Here is a 14,081-nt window from a genome sequence, read left to right on the forward strand (position 1 = left end):
CTATCCTACTAGTGATACGATTTTTTGTGCACCGTCTGCCATTGATTCAGCAGCTGTAATGTTCAGACCAGATTCTTGTAAAATCTTTTTACCTAAATCTACGTTTGTTCCTTCAAGACGTACTACTAGAGGAATTTCCAAGCCTACTTGTTTCGTTGCAGTTACAACACCTTCAGCGATTACATCACACTTCATAATTCCACCAAAGATATTTACGAAAATACCTTTAACGTTTTCATCAGATAGAATGATTTTGAATGCTTCAGTAACTTTCTCAGCAGTAGCGCCGCCCCCAACATCAAGGAAGTTCGCGGGGTCGCCACCGTAGTGCTTAATAATGTCCATTGTAGACATAGCAAGACCTGCACCGTTTACCATACATCCGATGTTTCCGTCTAATGAAATATAGCTTAAATCATATTTAGATGCTTCAATTTCTTTCGCATCTTCTTCGTCTAAATCACGGTACTCAAGTACGTCTTTTTGACGGTATAATGCGTTAGAATCAAAGTTTAATTTAGCATCAAGTGCCATTACTTTACCATCGCCTGTTACAACTAATGGGTTAATTTCAGCAATTGAGCAATCTTTTTCAACGAAAGCAGTGTATAAAGCAGTCATGAATTTAACGGCTTGATTCACTAATTCTTTTGGAATGTTAATGTTGAAAGCAATTCGACGAGCTTGGAATGGTAATAATCCAACTACAGGATCGATTACTTCTTTGAAAATCTTTTCAGGTGTTTTTTCAGCAACCTCTTCGATTTCTGTTCCACCTTCTTCAGATGCCATTAAAACAACGCAAGAAGTAGCACGATCAAGTACTAGTCCAACATAGTACTCTTTTTTAATATCGCAGCCTTCTTCAATTAGAAGACGTTTTACTTCTTTACCTTCTGGTCCTGTTTGGTGTGTTACAAGCGTTTTACCTAGGATTTCATTAGCATATGTACGAACCTCATCTAGGTTTTTCGCTACTTTAACTCCACCCGCTTTACCACGACCCCCTGCGTGAATTTGTGCTTTAACAACACAAACTTGGGAACCAAGTTCTTTTGCAGCTTCAACAGCCTCATCAACCGTGAAAGCAACCTTACCATTTGGAACAGCTACCCCATATTGTCTGAGGATCTCTTTTCCTTGATACTCATGGATATTCATTTCCCATCCTCCATTCTTATGTAAAAAAGCAAAGAATTTTTTGTCAGTCCAAATGTTATTATACATTTTCTTTTTTCAACTTTCTATGACAATTATAATTTTTCCGAAAAATCTTATTTGCATAGAAATTTACATCATACTGAGATAGGGTTTTTTTCCCAAATCTTTATGACGTTAACTCGACAAAATTAGACTGCGCTTTCATTTTATAACTGAATTAACTACTTGTCTACCATTTCGCTTGAATTTGTTCTTTTTTCTGCAAATAATGACTAATTTACTATACCACGAAACTATTTTTTCGATTCTTCAAGGTTTTTATCCATTTGATAAACAAAAGCAAAAATTTCTGCAATGACTTGATATAAATCTTCTGGAATCCCCTCATTTATTCTAAGTTCCCCTAATATCTCAACTAAAGCTGTATCCTCTTGGATTGGGACTTTATGTTCCTCGGCCTTATCAATTATATTTTTAGCTACGAGCCCTCTACCTTTTGCAACTACCTTAGGCTCAGAATCTATTTTTTCGTTGTATGATAAGGCAACAGCCATTTTCACTTTGTTCTTTTGTATTTTTTTCATATTTTCAAATCTACTCTTTCATGAACCTTAGTTGAGTCAGTTTGACTAATCACTTTTTCCCTGTCTATCGGGTTACATATTTTTACAGATGAAAGCTGATACCCTAATGGTTCCAAATTAGTTTGCAGTGTTGATTTCAAATCACTAACTATCGACTCAATTCCTTCTGATTGATTATAGATGACTAGTGATAAAATGCGATTTTGAACCTTAACATCAATGACTACTTCATTTAAATTTTTGAGTTCTAGCGAAAAAAGTAGACGACAAAAATCAGAGTCAATTTCCCCATTTTTCTTCCTACCAGACATCCGAAGTGAAATGTTCTTATTATCTGGGGTATGAAAGTTAAATTGTTGCTGAAGAAATTGGCTTAAATCATTTGATGTTAGGTCAACTGTGTCCATTTGATGTAATGGACTATGTTGAGAGGTACTAGAGATTTCACTCGTATTAGCTGATAATAAGATTGGTAGGTTGGTGGATGAACTCTGTGTTTTTTGTTCTCTTTGACTTGAATTCGAAAGAGAGTGAAGCTTTTGTACTGCTCCACTCTTAAATATTGCTTGAATTAAATGAATTGGAATCATCATTTTACCTCTATTAACTCTCGAATGGGTGCATATGAACGTCGATGTTCGCTTGTAACGCCATATTTTTTTAGCGCATCAAGATGATATGCTGTACCATATCCCATATGCTTTTCGAACCCGTATTGTGGATATTCCTGACCTAAGCGAACCATTAAACGGTCTCTAGTCACTTTTGCAATAATTGAGCTCGCTGCTATTGAAACACTTTTTGAATCGCCTTTAATGATTGACGTTTGTGGGATATCAATTGGTATTTCCATTGCGTCTACTAAAAGTTGATCGGGTTTTTTAGAAAGAGCCAAAAGTGCTTTTTTCATTGCTTGTTTTGTTGCTTGATAAATATTTACTTCATCAATAACTTCTGCCGGTATGATCCCGATACCGATCGAAATCGCGCACTCTGTTATTTGTTGAAATAATTCTTCTCGCTTTTGTTCCGTTAGTTTTTTTGAATCATTTACGCCCGGTAAAAAGGCGTCTTGAGGTAAAATGACAGCAGCCGCAACTACAGGTCCTGCCAAGGGGCCACGACCGACTTCATCGACACCTGCTATAAAACGATACCCTTTATTATAAAGGCCTTGCTCGTATTGGGTCATTTCTTTAAATTGTTGCTCTAAGGCCTTTTCTTCGGCTTTTTTCTTTCTCCATCGTTGCAATAGAACTTGAACCCCTTTACGGGAATCATTTTCACAGTCTTTTAGAAACTGCTCTTGTTCGTTATGTATCGTGGATAATTTATTTTCGATATCTTTGATTGTCAATTGTGACATGCTTTCACCTTCAATTTCTAGTGCTGTATGTATGTTTTATCGTCATCTTTTTAAAAAAATGAAGGTTCGCTATAAAGCGAACCTTAAGGTTTCTCAAATGTAAGCCTGCCTAATTTTTCAGTTCGAATTTCTCGAATAATTAATTCAGCTGTTTTATCATAGTCTACCAATCCACCAGACATCATGCTACCACGACGTTTGGCAATTTCATCAAATAGCAATACGATATCATCTGGAATTTCTTCAAGACCAAAACGTTCTTTTAAATTCTCAGGATAATTCTCTTCTAAAAACCGAAGGGCATACACAGCAATATCCTGCAGATTTAGAATTGTATCTTTAATAGCTCCAGTTGTTGCTAATTTTTGACCCACTTCTTGGTCCTCGAATTTTGGCCATAGAATTCCCGGTGTATCAAGGAGCTCTAACTCTTTACCAACCTTAATCCATTGCTGAGCTTTCGTAATACCAGGACGGTCGCCCGTTTGTGCAATGTTTTTCTTTGCTAGGCGATTAATTAATGTCGATTTACCGACATTCGGAATCCCTACGATTAATGCTCGGATTGCTCGTGGTCGAATCCCTTTTGCAGCCATTTTGTCAAATTTATCTTTTAAAATTACTTTTGCTTCACTAACGATTTGCTTCATGCCATTACCTTCTTGTGAATTAATAGCAAGGGCATGTATGCCATTTTCTTTATAATATGAAATCCATTCTTTTGTTACTTTTGGATCGGCCATATCTGCTTTATTCAAAAGGAGAAGTCTTGGTTTATTTTTAATTATTTCATCAATCATTGGGTTTCGGGATGATGCGGGAATCCTAGCATCTACAAGTTCGAATACAATATCGATGAGAGAGAGTTTTTCTGTAACCTGTCTTCTCGCTTTTGCCATATGGCCTGGAAACCATTGAATTGTCAATATCTTCACCAACTTATATGGTTAATTTTTTTGGAAGTTGTCTCTTATAACCTATTTTACAATACCAAAATCAGATAGTGGCCAGTAGATTAGGCTCGTCTCACCTAGGACTTCACTGATTGGAACTGGGCCGATATGGCGTGAGTCCTTACTGTAACGGCGATTGTCCCCCATGACAAACAGGTGACCCTCTGGGACTTCCTCTAAAATAAATGGATCTGTAAGTGGTCCATCAATTAGGTTTTTCTTATATTCATCAAGATAGGGTTCTTCGTACGGTTCATCATTAATGTAGAGGATATCGTTTTTATATTCAATTCGATCACCAGGTAATCCTATTATCCGCTTGATGTAATCTTTTTCGACGGTTGCATGGAAGACTACGATGTCAAAGCGATCTGGTTTACCAACCTTATAGCCAATCTTATTCACAATCATGCGGTCTTGGTGATGTAAGGTTGGCATCATTGAAAGCCCGTCTACTACAATCGGTGCAAAGAAAAAATAACGGATTACTGCTGCTAATATGACAGCAATGGCTAGCGCTTTAATCCATTCCCAAAGTTCATTTTTTTGTTTGGCCATCATTGCTCCTCCACCTGTTCTTTTCTCATCTACCAAATAGCTTTTTTATATAAGAATAGAGTATGTATTATCCTACTATTATAAATAGAATTTGCGCAAATGTAAAAGGAGCTTGTTAATTTTATACAAGCTCCTTTCTCGTTTATTATCGAATTTCTTTAATACGTGCTTTTTTACCACGAAGTTCGCGTAAGTAGTATAATTTCGCACGGCGTACTTTACCACGGCGTACTACTTCAAGCTTCGCAATTTTTGGTGTATGCACTGGGAATGTACGTTCAACACCAACTCCGTAAGATACCTTACGAACAGTGAAAGTTTCGCTAATTCCACCACCACGACGCTTAATCACAACACCTTCATATACCTGAATACGCTCACGAGTACCCTCGATAACTTTAACGTGTACACGTACTGTATCTCCAGGACGGAAAACAGGAAGGTCAGTTCTTAATTGTTCTTTTGTGATTTCTTCAATAATGTTTTGCATCGTCTTTTCAACTCCTTCCAACAGATGCTCTTACCAATATTCATTCATTGCAGCGGAACATCTTAATAAGACAACGGACAATTTGCCCAAGTCACAAAGAGTATATTACCATAATCCTGTTACCGTTGCAATAGTTACTCTTCATCTATTTTAATTTCTTTTAACCATTTTTCTTGCTTTGGCGAAAGTTTATAGCTTTCAAGTAAATCAGGCCTTCTATTATATGTTCGTCTAAGCGATTCTTTTTCCCGCCATTCTTCAATATGCATATGATTACCAGATAAAAGGACATCAGGTACAGTCATGCCTCTAAAATCTGCAGGTCTTGTATAATGAGGGTGTTCTAGTAATCCCGTACTATGAGAATCAAGCACTGGTGAGTCCTCATTACCTAATACTCCTGGTAAAAGTCGAACAACACTATCTGAGATAACCATTGCTGCCAGTTCACCACCAGTTAAGACAAAATCACCAATTGAAATTTCCTCCGTACTTAGATTTTCTCTTATCCGTTCATCATAGCCCTCATAGTGACCACAAATAAAAATCAAATGATCTTCCTTTGCCAATTGTTCGGCTTTCTGTTGGGTAAATCTTTCTCCCTGCGGGCATAAGAGTATAACTTTAGGTTTTGATTCCGTTTGTGTAGTAAGGTCTTCCACGGCATCAAAGATGGGCTGTGGCATTAATACCATTCCAGCTCCACCACCATAAGGATAGTCGTCAACTTTTTGATGTTTGTTATCGGCATATTCACGAAAATTTACGACCCTAAATGAAACTTTCTCTTTTTCTTGTGCCTTTTTTAAAATGGATTCACCAAGTACACCATTAAACATATTTGGAAAAAGGGTTAAGATATCAATTTTCATGCTAGATTAATCCTTCCATGAGGTGAATGGTGATTCTTTTTTCTTCAATATCAATTTCTTTCACGATATCATCAATAAACGGAATCAATATTTCCTTACCCTTTGCACCTTTTACAACCCACACATCATTCGCACCTGGTGTTAATATTTCTTTGATAGCACCTAGTTCTTCGCCTTCCTCTGTTACAACAGTACAGCCAATAATTTCGTGGAAGTAATATTCTCCTTCCTCTAATTCACCGAGTTGACCTTCATGTACTTTCACTAGGGAGTCTTTAAACTTCTCCACATCATTAACGTTGTCGTAGCCCTCAAAAGTAACTAGATCAAAATTTTTATGAGTTCGGTGCGATTGGACTGTAACTTCTATAGGTTCTTTATCTGCTATAAAGATATGTAATGTATTTCCAACCTTATAACGTTCTTCAGGAAAATCCGTTCTCGAAATTATGCGAACCTCGCCTTTGATTCCATGTGTATTTACAATTTTTCCGACGTTAAACCATTTGTCCATTTATTTCACCTCTAACGAATTTCTTCAACTATTCCTTCTTTAATTATAATTGTTCGTGCAGTTGTTACTTCATCCCAGTTATCCCCTACATTTATATCAATAATAGATTGTACTTCTTTTTCTTTTATTTCACTGCCTATGGGTAGCATATGTATTTGTTCGATTTGGAACTCAAATTGTTTGATTTTTTCTTGCCTAAGGTTCATTTCATTAGTGAAATAAAGGTTAATTTTTGCAGAATCAAATTTCTTAAGCTTTTCCATCTTTTTTAGTTCAAACTTGAGCTGCTCGCATTCTTTAAGTAGTTGATCTTTATTGGTTTGTAATGAATCAATGAGCTTTGTTTTGCTATTATCCGTTAAGATTTGTTTAACTTCAACTGTTTGGATGATTTTCACACGCACACAACCCTCATGATTTTTTATAGAAAAAAAGGGGGAGGTTGCCCTCTCCCTTTTAGTGATTATTCGTTAATTTCTAGATGAATTCGTTTATTATGTCCTGTTCCTGCTGCATAGACAACAGTTCTAATCGCCTTAATAACACGGCCTTGTTTCCCGATAACCTTACCCATATCATCTTTATTTACGCTTAGCAAATAAGTGATATTACGGTCGTCAGAGTCTTCAGTGACTTCGACTTCTTCAGGATGATCAACAAGTGGCTGTACGATCGTTTTAATTAACTCTTTCATCTGTAAGTTACCCATTACTTACCGTTTTTTGCGTTATGGAATTTCTCCATAATTCCTTGTTTTGAGAACAAGTTACGAACTGTGTCAGATGGTTTAGCACCATTTTGTAACCATTTTAATGCTAATTCTTCATCAATTTTAACTTCTGCAGGTTGAACAACTGGGTTGTAAGTTCCTACTGTTTCAATTTGACGTCCATCACGTGGTGAACGAGAATCAGCTACAACGATACGATAGAAAGGAGATTTTTTTGCTCCCATGCGTTTTAAACGAATTTTTACTGCCATTTTATATAGCACCTCCGAAAATATTTCAACAAGATATAATATTAACTGTTCCACATCTGTTTGTAAAGTGTTTTTTCTTTACATCAATGAAATGGTTATTATTACTACATTTTTTCAAGAAAAAGCTGTACCTTTTCTTATTTTTTTCTTACATAAAAGGAAATTTGAATCCTTTTTTCTTACCTTTTGTCATGTTTGTCATTTGCTTCATCATTTTCTTCATATCTTCAAATTGCTTTAAGAGACGGTTTACTTCTTGAACAGTTCGACCGCTACCTTTTGCAATTCGCTTTTTACGACTCGAATTGATGATCTCAGGTTGTTCTCTCTCGGCCTTCGTCATAGAACGGATGATAGCCTCGACATGACCGATTTGTTTATCATCAACCTGAACATTCTTCAGCCCCTTCATTTTGTTAGCACCTGGGAGCATACCAAGAACCTCATCAAGAGGACCCATTTTACGCACCTGTGCTAACTGTTCGAGGAAATCGTCAAATGTAAAGGACATTGACTTAAATTTCTTTTCTAGCTCTTTCGCTTTATCTTCATCAACGGAAGCTTGGGCTTTTTCGATGAGTGAAAGCACATCCCCCATCCCTAAAATACGTGAAGCCATACGTTCAGGATGGAATGGTTCTAGAGCATCTAATTTTTCACCTAGACCCACAAATTTAATTGGTGTGTTTGTAACAGCTTTAACTGATAATGCTGCACCACCGCGGGTATCCCCATCAAGCTTGGTTAAAACAACACCCGTTAAACCCAGTAGATCATTAAAGCTTTGTGCGACATTGACTGCATCTTGACCTGTCATTGCGTCAACAACAAGGAAAATCTCATCAGGCTGAGTCACTTCTTTGACTTGTTTAAGCTCGTCCATCAGTTCTTCATCAATGTGCAAACGTCCCGCTGTATCGATCAACACATAATCATGATGCTCTTCTTTTGCCTTATCGATTGCTTGTTTTGCTATTTCAACAGGACTTACCTGATCGCCAAGTGAAAAGACTGGCATATTAAGTTGTTTTCCCAATGTTTGTAATTGGTCAATCGCAGCTGGACGATAGATATCTGCAGCAACAAGAAGTGGTTTACGATTGTGTTTTTTACGTAATAGGTTGGCAAGCTTCCCAGTAGTTGTGGTTTTACCTGCACCCTGTAAACCAACCATCATAATAACGGTTGGCGGTCTTTTGGCAACCGCAATTTTGCTTTGCTCACCACCCATAAGGGCTGTAAGCTCCTGCTGAACAACTTTTATAACTTGTTGTCCTGGTGTTAAACTTTTCATTACCTCTTGTCCAACAGCTCGTTCGCTGACACGCTTTACAAAATCTTTTACAACTTTGAAGTTTACGTCAGCTTCAAGTAGTGCTAGACGTACTTCTCGCATCATTTCCTTTACATCGGATTCTGATACTTTTCCCTTACCGCGAATTTTCTGTAGTGTCCCTTGCAGTCGGTCGGCTAATCCTTCAAATGCCATTTTTTCACCGCCCCTTATTCTAATTTCTCAAGCAACTGTATCACATTTTGAAGCTCTGCGCTATCATCATATTGATGTGAAAGTCGTTTTAGCTCGGTAATCAGTTTTCTTCGCTCTTGAAATTTCTGAAATAGTAACAGTTTTTCCTCGTACTCTTCAAGCATTGTCTCTGTACGCTTGATATTATCATAGACAGCTTGACGACTAATCTCATATTCCTCTGCTATTTCACCAAGGGAAAAGTCATCTAGGTAATATAAAGACATATAGTTTCTTTGCTTTGGCGTTAACAACGATTGATAGAAATCATAGAGATAATTCATTCTCGTTGTTTTTTCAAGCATAGTATCTCCCCCTTGTTAAGTGAAATACCTTTACAACTCAATAGTTTACCTATTTCACAATGGGTTGTCAAGTTAATTTACTTTACTATCAAATACTAATTGTCAAACTTCCTAAAAAAAAAGAGCCTGAATAATCAGGCTCTAAATTGTTACTTATTCTTCTGTACTCTCGACAAGGTCTGCAAATAGACCGTACACGTAGTTTTTAGCATCAAATTCCTGAAGGTCGTCTACTTTTTCCCCAAGTCCGATCAGTTTTACAGGAATGTTTAGTTCATTACGGATTGCCAGGACGATTCCGCCTTTAGCTGTACCATCTAATTTCGTTAATACAATTCCCGTTACATCTGTAGCTGCTGAGAATGTTTTAGCTTGGGTTAATGCGTTTTGTCCTGTTGTTGCATCAAGAACAAGTAAGACTTCATGCGGAGCACCTGGTAATTCACGTTCAATGACGCGTTTAACTTTTTCAAGCTCTTTCATCAGGTTGACCTTATTTTGAAGACGTCCCGCTGTATCACATATTAACACATCAACATTTCGGGATTTTGCCGCTTGAACAGCATCATACATAACTGCTGCTGGATCTGAACCTTCTGATTGTTTGATTACATCTACACCGACACGGTCGCCCCAAACTTCAAGCTGCTGAATTGCACCTGCACGGAATGTATCTCCCGCTGCTAAAAGGACAGTTTTCCCCTCATTTTTTAAGCGGTTTGCAATTTTACCAATTGATGTGGTTTTACCCACACCGTTAACACCCACAACTAAAATGACAGTAAGGCCTTCCTCCTGAATATTTAGCTTGGGTGATTGTTCCTCGTTTCCTTGGTAAATCTCAACAAGTTTCTCCGAGATCACACTTTGGACGTCTTTTGTGTCTTGAATGTTTCTTCGTTTGACTTCCATCTTCAATTCATCAATAAGTTCCATCACAGTAGATACGCCAACATCTGCAGCGATTAATATTTCTTCAAGTTCTTCAAAAAAGTCCTCATCAACCTTTCGATAGCGTGCAACTAAATCATTAACTCGCTCTGAAAAGGAATTACGAGTTTTTGATAATCCATCCTTAAATTTTTCGGTTACTGAGTCTGCCTGATTTGAAATCTTGTCTTTTAATTTTTTAAAGAAACTCATGTAAATCCCCTTTCGTTCTATGTTTGCGATACAAATTCCTTCGATTCTTCAAGTCGAACCGAAACAAGTTTAGAAACACCAGATTCCTGCATCGTTATCCCATATAGCACATCAGCTTCTTCCATTGTACCTTTACGATGAGTAATAACAATAAATTGTGTTTCATTGCTAAATTTCTTTAAATATTGCGCAAATCGGAACACATTTGCTTCATCAAGTGCAGCCTCCACCTCATCAAGTACACAGAATGGAACGGGACGTACTTTAAGGATTGAAAATAGCAATGCTATTGCAGTTAATGCTCTTTCCCCACCAGATAAAAGCCCTAAGTTCTGTAGTTTCTTCCCAGGAGGCTGAGCAACAATTTCTACCCCTGTATTCAATAAATCATTTGGGTCAGATAGACGAAGGTCTGCTCGTCCACCACCAAATAAAGCCTGGAAAACCTTTTCGAAATGGGAACGAATACTTGTAAAAGTAGTTTCAAATCTCTTTTTCATTTCGTCATCCATTTCATCAATCACTTGGAACAACGTATCCTTTGCTTCCTGCAGGTCATTTTGTTGTTCTGTCAAGAATGTAAAGCGTTCAGATACCCTCTCATATTCGTCGATTGCTCCAAGGTTGACAGTACCAAGCTCTTCAATTGCAAGCTTTATCAGTTTTACCTTCTTTCTTGCTTCGGAAACTTCGATTTGAAGAGGAAATTGTTCTTTTGCAGCCTCATAGGTTAATAAATACTCCTCACGAAGATGTGTTAAACCATTCTCAAGTTCAACATCTAAGCGATTCACCTTTACCTCTTCATCTTGAAGTATGTCTACGAGCTGCTTATACTGTCGTCTTGATTCCTTTAATTCACGCTCTAAATCTTCAAGTGTCATTTGTAATTGGAGGCGATGGTCTCTCTTGTTGCTAATCATTTGGATCGCTTCGTTCTTATCATTTAATTTTTTCTTTGCTGCTTCTTCAAGCTCTAATTCACCTGAGTTACTAGAAGTCATTTCATTATCAAGAAGCGCTAAATCCTCTTTTAAGTCAGTATGCTTAGCATGCACATCATTAAACTCTTCCTCTAATCGATTCACCTTTTCTTGTTGATGTTCAAGTGCTTGTTTTTTTCTAGCTAAAATAATCTTTTGCTCTGTTATTTCTGTTTGTACCGTTTCACGTGAAGTTTGCTGGTCAGACTTTTGTGAATTCAATTGGGCAATCGTCTCGTCTAAAGAGTGAAGCTCTTCATCAAGAGCAGCTAATTTATCCTTAAGCTCTGCTAATCGAGTTGTCATCTTTTCTTTATCCAGTTGATATTGTTGCTTCTCATCATCATACAACTCTAAATGCTCATTCACATTTTGCTCTTTCAAAGCAACTTCTCGATATTCACCTTTAATAGTTTGCTCTTTTAAGCGTAATGTTTCTCCTGTTTGACGGAGCTTTTCAAGCATTTCTTCTTGCTCGGCAATTAGCTTTTTGTTATCTTTGACCGTTTTTTCGAGTTCTGTTGTTTTAACTTCCATATCCGTTAATTTTGTTGTTATTGCCTCAAGTTCACGGCCTCTACTTAATAAAGAATTCGACTTTTGTTTGACAGCTCCCCCAGTCATCGAACCACCAGGATTTACAACATCACCATCAAGCGTGACAATTCGATACCTATGTCCAACAAGCGATGCCAGTTCATTCGCACCTTTTAAATCTTTTGTGATGATAATTGTTCCTAAGAGATTGGAAATGACAGATTGATATTTTCCTTCGTAGGAAATTAATTCAGAAGCTACTCCAATAAATGCTTGATGTCCTTTAATTGCGACAAGTTGAGTTGCAGATATAGAACGTTCTTTTATGACATTCATCGGTAAAAATGTCGCTCGACCATACGAATTTTTCTTCAAATACTGGATTGCAGATCTTGCATTTTTTTCATTGTCCACGACAATATGCTGTGTCGCCGCACCCAATGCGATTTCAACAGCGGTCTCATATTCTTTTGGAACCTGAATTAATTCTGCAATCGCACCTTCGATTCCTTCGAGTTGATCATTTCTTGCTTTTAAAACTTCCTTAACTCCTTGGAAGAATCCAGAATAATCATCTTGCATTTCTTCAAGCATTTCTTTTCTAGACTTCGTTTGTTGCAGGTATTGATATGCCTGATAAAGCATGCTCTCTTGCTTCTGATAGTTTTTCTTTCCATTCTCAAGCTTTGCTTGTAAGTCCCTAAAAGAAACAATTTGGTGATTAATCTCTTGTTCGATTACAGAGAGCTTTGTTTGTAGACGTACTTTTTCATCAAGAATTTCTTTGCGCTCTACTAAATATTTTTGATTTGACTCATCTAAACGGGTTACTTTCGCTTCCTGCTGTGAAAGTTGCTCCTTAATATAGCCAATTTCATTTCGATAAGAAGCCTGTTTATTAAGCAACTCAAAAAAATCGCTCTTCAAATTCTCAATTTTCTCTTCAATATTTTGGTCATACGAAGCAAGTAACGTTTGTTTTTCTTTTAACTGCTGCCCAAGTACTTTAACTTCTTCAATTAGCTTCGAAAGCTCTTGCTGCTCTGTTTGTTTACTTTCTTTTAGGGTCTCCAGCTTTTGTGAAAGTTCAAGAATTGAATTTTCAAGCTGCCCTTTGTTTTGCGATGCATTTTTTTTACGTTCTTTTAAAACTTCTTTGCGACCTTCTAATTTTTCAAGCTCTTCACTTGTCCTTAATAGGAGTTGTTGAAGTTCATGAATTGATGAATCAGCCGCTTCAATTCCAGTTCGTAGTTCTTCAATTTTGGCTTCCTTGCCTTGGAGTTTTGTGTTTAAAGAAAGTTCTTGGGCTTTATGCTCTTCGACAAGCTTAGATAGCTTCACCCATTTTTCATGAAGATCTTCAATTTCATAAACAGTTAAGCCAACTTCAATTGTTTCTAGCTCTTTCTTTTTTTCAAGATAATCTTTCGCAACCGAAGACTGGATTTGCAGTGGCTCTATTTGTGATTCAAGCTCATGAATGATGTCGTTAACACGATTTAAATTTTCCTGTGTTTCAGCAAGCTTATATTCTGCTTTCTTTTTACGGGTTTTGTATTTTAACACCCCTGCTGCTTCTTCAAAAATGCTTCGTCGTTCTTCCGCTTTACTGCTTAAAATTTCTTCTACTTTTCCTTGACTGATGATTGAAAAAGCTTCACGGCCAAGTCCAGAATCCATTAATAAATCAACAATATCTTTTAAACGACATGCTTGTTTATTTATTAAAAACTCACTTTCACCAGACCGGTATACACGACGAGTTATACTCACTTCATGATAATCGATTGGTAAAAATTGATCTTCATTATCCAACGTTAATGTTACTTCAGCCACATTTAGTGCTTTGCGACTATCACTTCCTGCGAAAATGATATCTTCCATTTTCGACCCACGCAATGATTTTGCTGACTGTTCTCCGAGAACCCATCGTATACCATCAGTAATGTTACTTTTACCACTACCATTTGGTCCAACGACCGCCGTAACCCCAGGTACAAAATCTACTGCAATTCTTTCAGCAAACGATTTAAATCCTACTATATCTAAACGTTTGAGGAACATAAACTTCCCCCTCAATTACAATTTAAAGTCCTACATATT

General features: G+C 37.1%; 16 protein-coding genes. All 16 read right to left on the minus strand.

What is annotated here, in order from left to right; all coding sequences use genetic code 11:
• The gene (gene sucC / locus CKK03_RS13200) at positions 1 to 1,161 is read right to left on the minus strand and encodes an ADP-forming succinate--CoA ligase subunit beta (protein WP_099363028.1); all 1,161 of its coding nucleotides are present in this window, start codon (positions 1,159 to 1,161) and stop codon (positions 1 to 3) included.
• 293 nt (positions 1,162 to 1,454) lie between these two features.
• Positions 1,455 to 1,745, minus strand: coding sequence for an EscU/YscU/HrcU family type III secretion system export apparatus switch protein (locus tag CKK03_RS13205; protein ID WP_099363029.1), 291 nt, complete (start codon positions 1,743 to 1,745; stop codon positions 1,455 to 1,457).
• Positions 1,742 to 2,335, minus strand: a complete 594-nt coding sequence (locus CKK03_RS13210) for a hypothetical protein (RefSeq protein WP_099363030.1) — start codon at positions 2,333 to 2,335, stop codon at positions 1,742 to 1,744. The genes CKK03_RS13205 and CKK03_RS13210 overlap by 4 nt, the downstream gene beginning before the upstream one ends.
• Positions 2,335 to 3,111 carry a ribonuclease HII gene (gene rnhB / locus CKK03_RS13215; RefSeq protein WP_099363031.1) on the minus strand — a complete coding sequence of 259 codons (777 nt, stop codon included), beginning with the start codon at positions 3,109 to 3,111 and terminating at the stop codon, positions 2,335 to 2,337. Before rnhB ends, CKK03_RS13210 begins: the two co-directional genes overlap by 1 nt.
• 83 nt (positions 3,112 to 3,194) lie before the next feature.
• Positions 3,195 to 4,037 carry a ribosome biogenesis GTPase YlqF gene (gene ylqF / locus CKK03_RS13220; protein ID WP_099363032.1) on the minus strand — a complete coding sequence of 281 codons (843 nt, stop codon included), beginning with the start codon at positions 4,035 to 4,037 and terminating at the stop codon, positions 3,195 to 3,197.
• A gap of 51 nt (positions 4,038 to 4,088) precedes the next feature.
• Positions 4,089 to 4,622, minus strand: coding sequence for a signal peptidase I (gene lepB / locus CKK03_RS13225; RefSeq protein ID WP_099352400.1), 534 nt, complete (start codon positions 4,620 to 4,622; stop codon positions 4,089 to 4,091).
• 145 nt (positions 4,623 to 4,767) lie between these two features.
• The gene (gene rplS / locus CKK03_RS13230) at positions 4,768 to 5,112 is read right to left on the minus strand and encodes a 50S ribosomal protein L19 (RefSeq protein ID WP_010282490.1); all 345 of its coding nucleotides are present in this window, start codon (positions 5,110 to 5,112) and stop codon (positions 4,768 to 4,770) included.
• A 134-nt stretch (positions 5,113 to 5,246) separates the two neighbouring features.
• On the minus strand, positions 5,247 to 5,984 hold the full coding sequence (gene trmD, locus CKK03_RS13235) for a tRNA (guanosine(37)-N1)-methyltransferase TrmD (protein ID WP_099363033.1): 738 nt from the start codon (positions 5,982 to 5,984) through the stop codon (positions 5,247 to 5,249).
• Between the two features lies 1 nt (position 5,985).
• Positions 5,986 to 6,498 carry a ribosome maturation factor RimM gene (rimM, locus tag CKK03_RS13240; protein ID WP_099363034.1) on the minus strand — a complete coding sequence of 171 codons (513 nt, stop codon included), beginning with the start codon at positions 6,496 to 6,498 and terminating at the stop codon, positions 5,986 to 5,988.
• 11 nt (positions 6,499 to 6,509) lie between these two features.
• Positions 6,510 to 6,896 carry a YlqD family protein gene (locus CKK03_RS13245; protein ID WP_099363274.1) on the minus strand — a complete coding sequence of 129 codons (387 nt, stop codon included), beginning with the start codon at positions 6,894 to 6,896 and terminating at the stop codon, positions 6,510 to 6,512.
• 65 nt (positions 6,897 to 6,961) lie between these two features.
• Positions 6,962 to 7,192: a KH domain-containing protein gene (locus CKK03_RS13250; protein WP_099363275.1), complete on the minus strand. Its 231-nt coding sequence runs from the start codon at positions 7,190 to 7,192 to the stop codon at positions 6,962 to 6,964.
• A 14-nt stretch (positions 7,193 to 7,206) separates the two neighbouring features.
• Positions 7,207 to 7,479: a 30S ribosomal protein S16 gene (gene rpsP, locus CKK03_RS13255; RefSeq protein WP_077617792.1), complete on the minus strand. Its 273-nt coding sequence runs from the start codon at positions 7,477 to 7,479 to the stop codon at positions 7,207 to 7,209.
• A 148-nt stretch (positions 7,480 to 7,627) separates the two neighbouring features.
• The gene (ffh, locus tag CKK03_RS13260) at positions 7,628 to 8,968 is read right to left on the minus strand and encodes a signal recognition particle protein (protein WP_099352396.1); all 1,341 of its coding nucleotides are present in this window, start codon (positions 8,966 to 8,968) and stop codon (positions 7,628 to 7,630) included.
• A gap of 14 nt (positions 8,969 to 8,982) precedes the next feature.
• Positions 8,983 to 9,312 carry a putative DNA-binding protein gene (locus CKK03_RS13265; RefSeq protein WP_099363035.1) on the minus strand — a complete coding sequence of 110 codons (330 nt, stop codon included), beginning with the start codon at positions 9,310 to 9,312 and terminating at the stop codon, positions 8,983 to 8,985.
• A gap of 153 nt (positions 9,313 to 9,465) precedes the next feature.
• The gene (gene ftsY / locus CKK03_RS13270) at positions 9,466 to 10,455 is read right to left on the minus strand and encodes a signal recognition particle-docking protein FtsY (RefSeq protein WP_099363036.1); all 990 of its coding nucleotides are present in this window, start codon (positions 10,453 to 10,455) and stop codon (positions 9,466 to 9,468) included.
• A 17-nt stretch (positions 10,456 to 10,472) separates the two neighbouring features.
• Entirely contained in the window at positions 10,473 to 14,042 is a 3,570-nt protein-coding gene (gene smc / locus CKK03_RS13275; RefSeq protein ID WP_099363037.1) for a chromosome segregation protein SMC, read from the minus strand.
• Positions 14,043 to 14,081: the final 39 nt, after the last annotated feature.

The organism is Fredinandcohnia onubensis (assembly GCF_002734215.1).
GTDB classification, from domain to species: domain Bacteria; phylum Bacillota; class Bacilli; order Bacillales; family Bacillaceae_L; genus Ferdinandcohnia; species Ferdinandcohnia onubensis.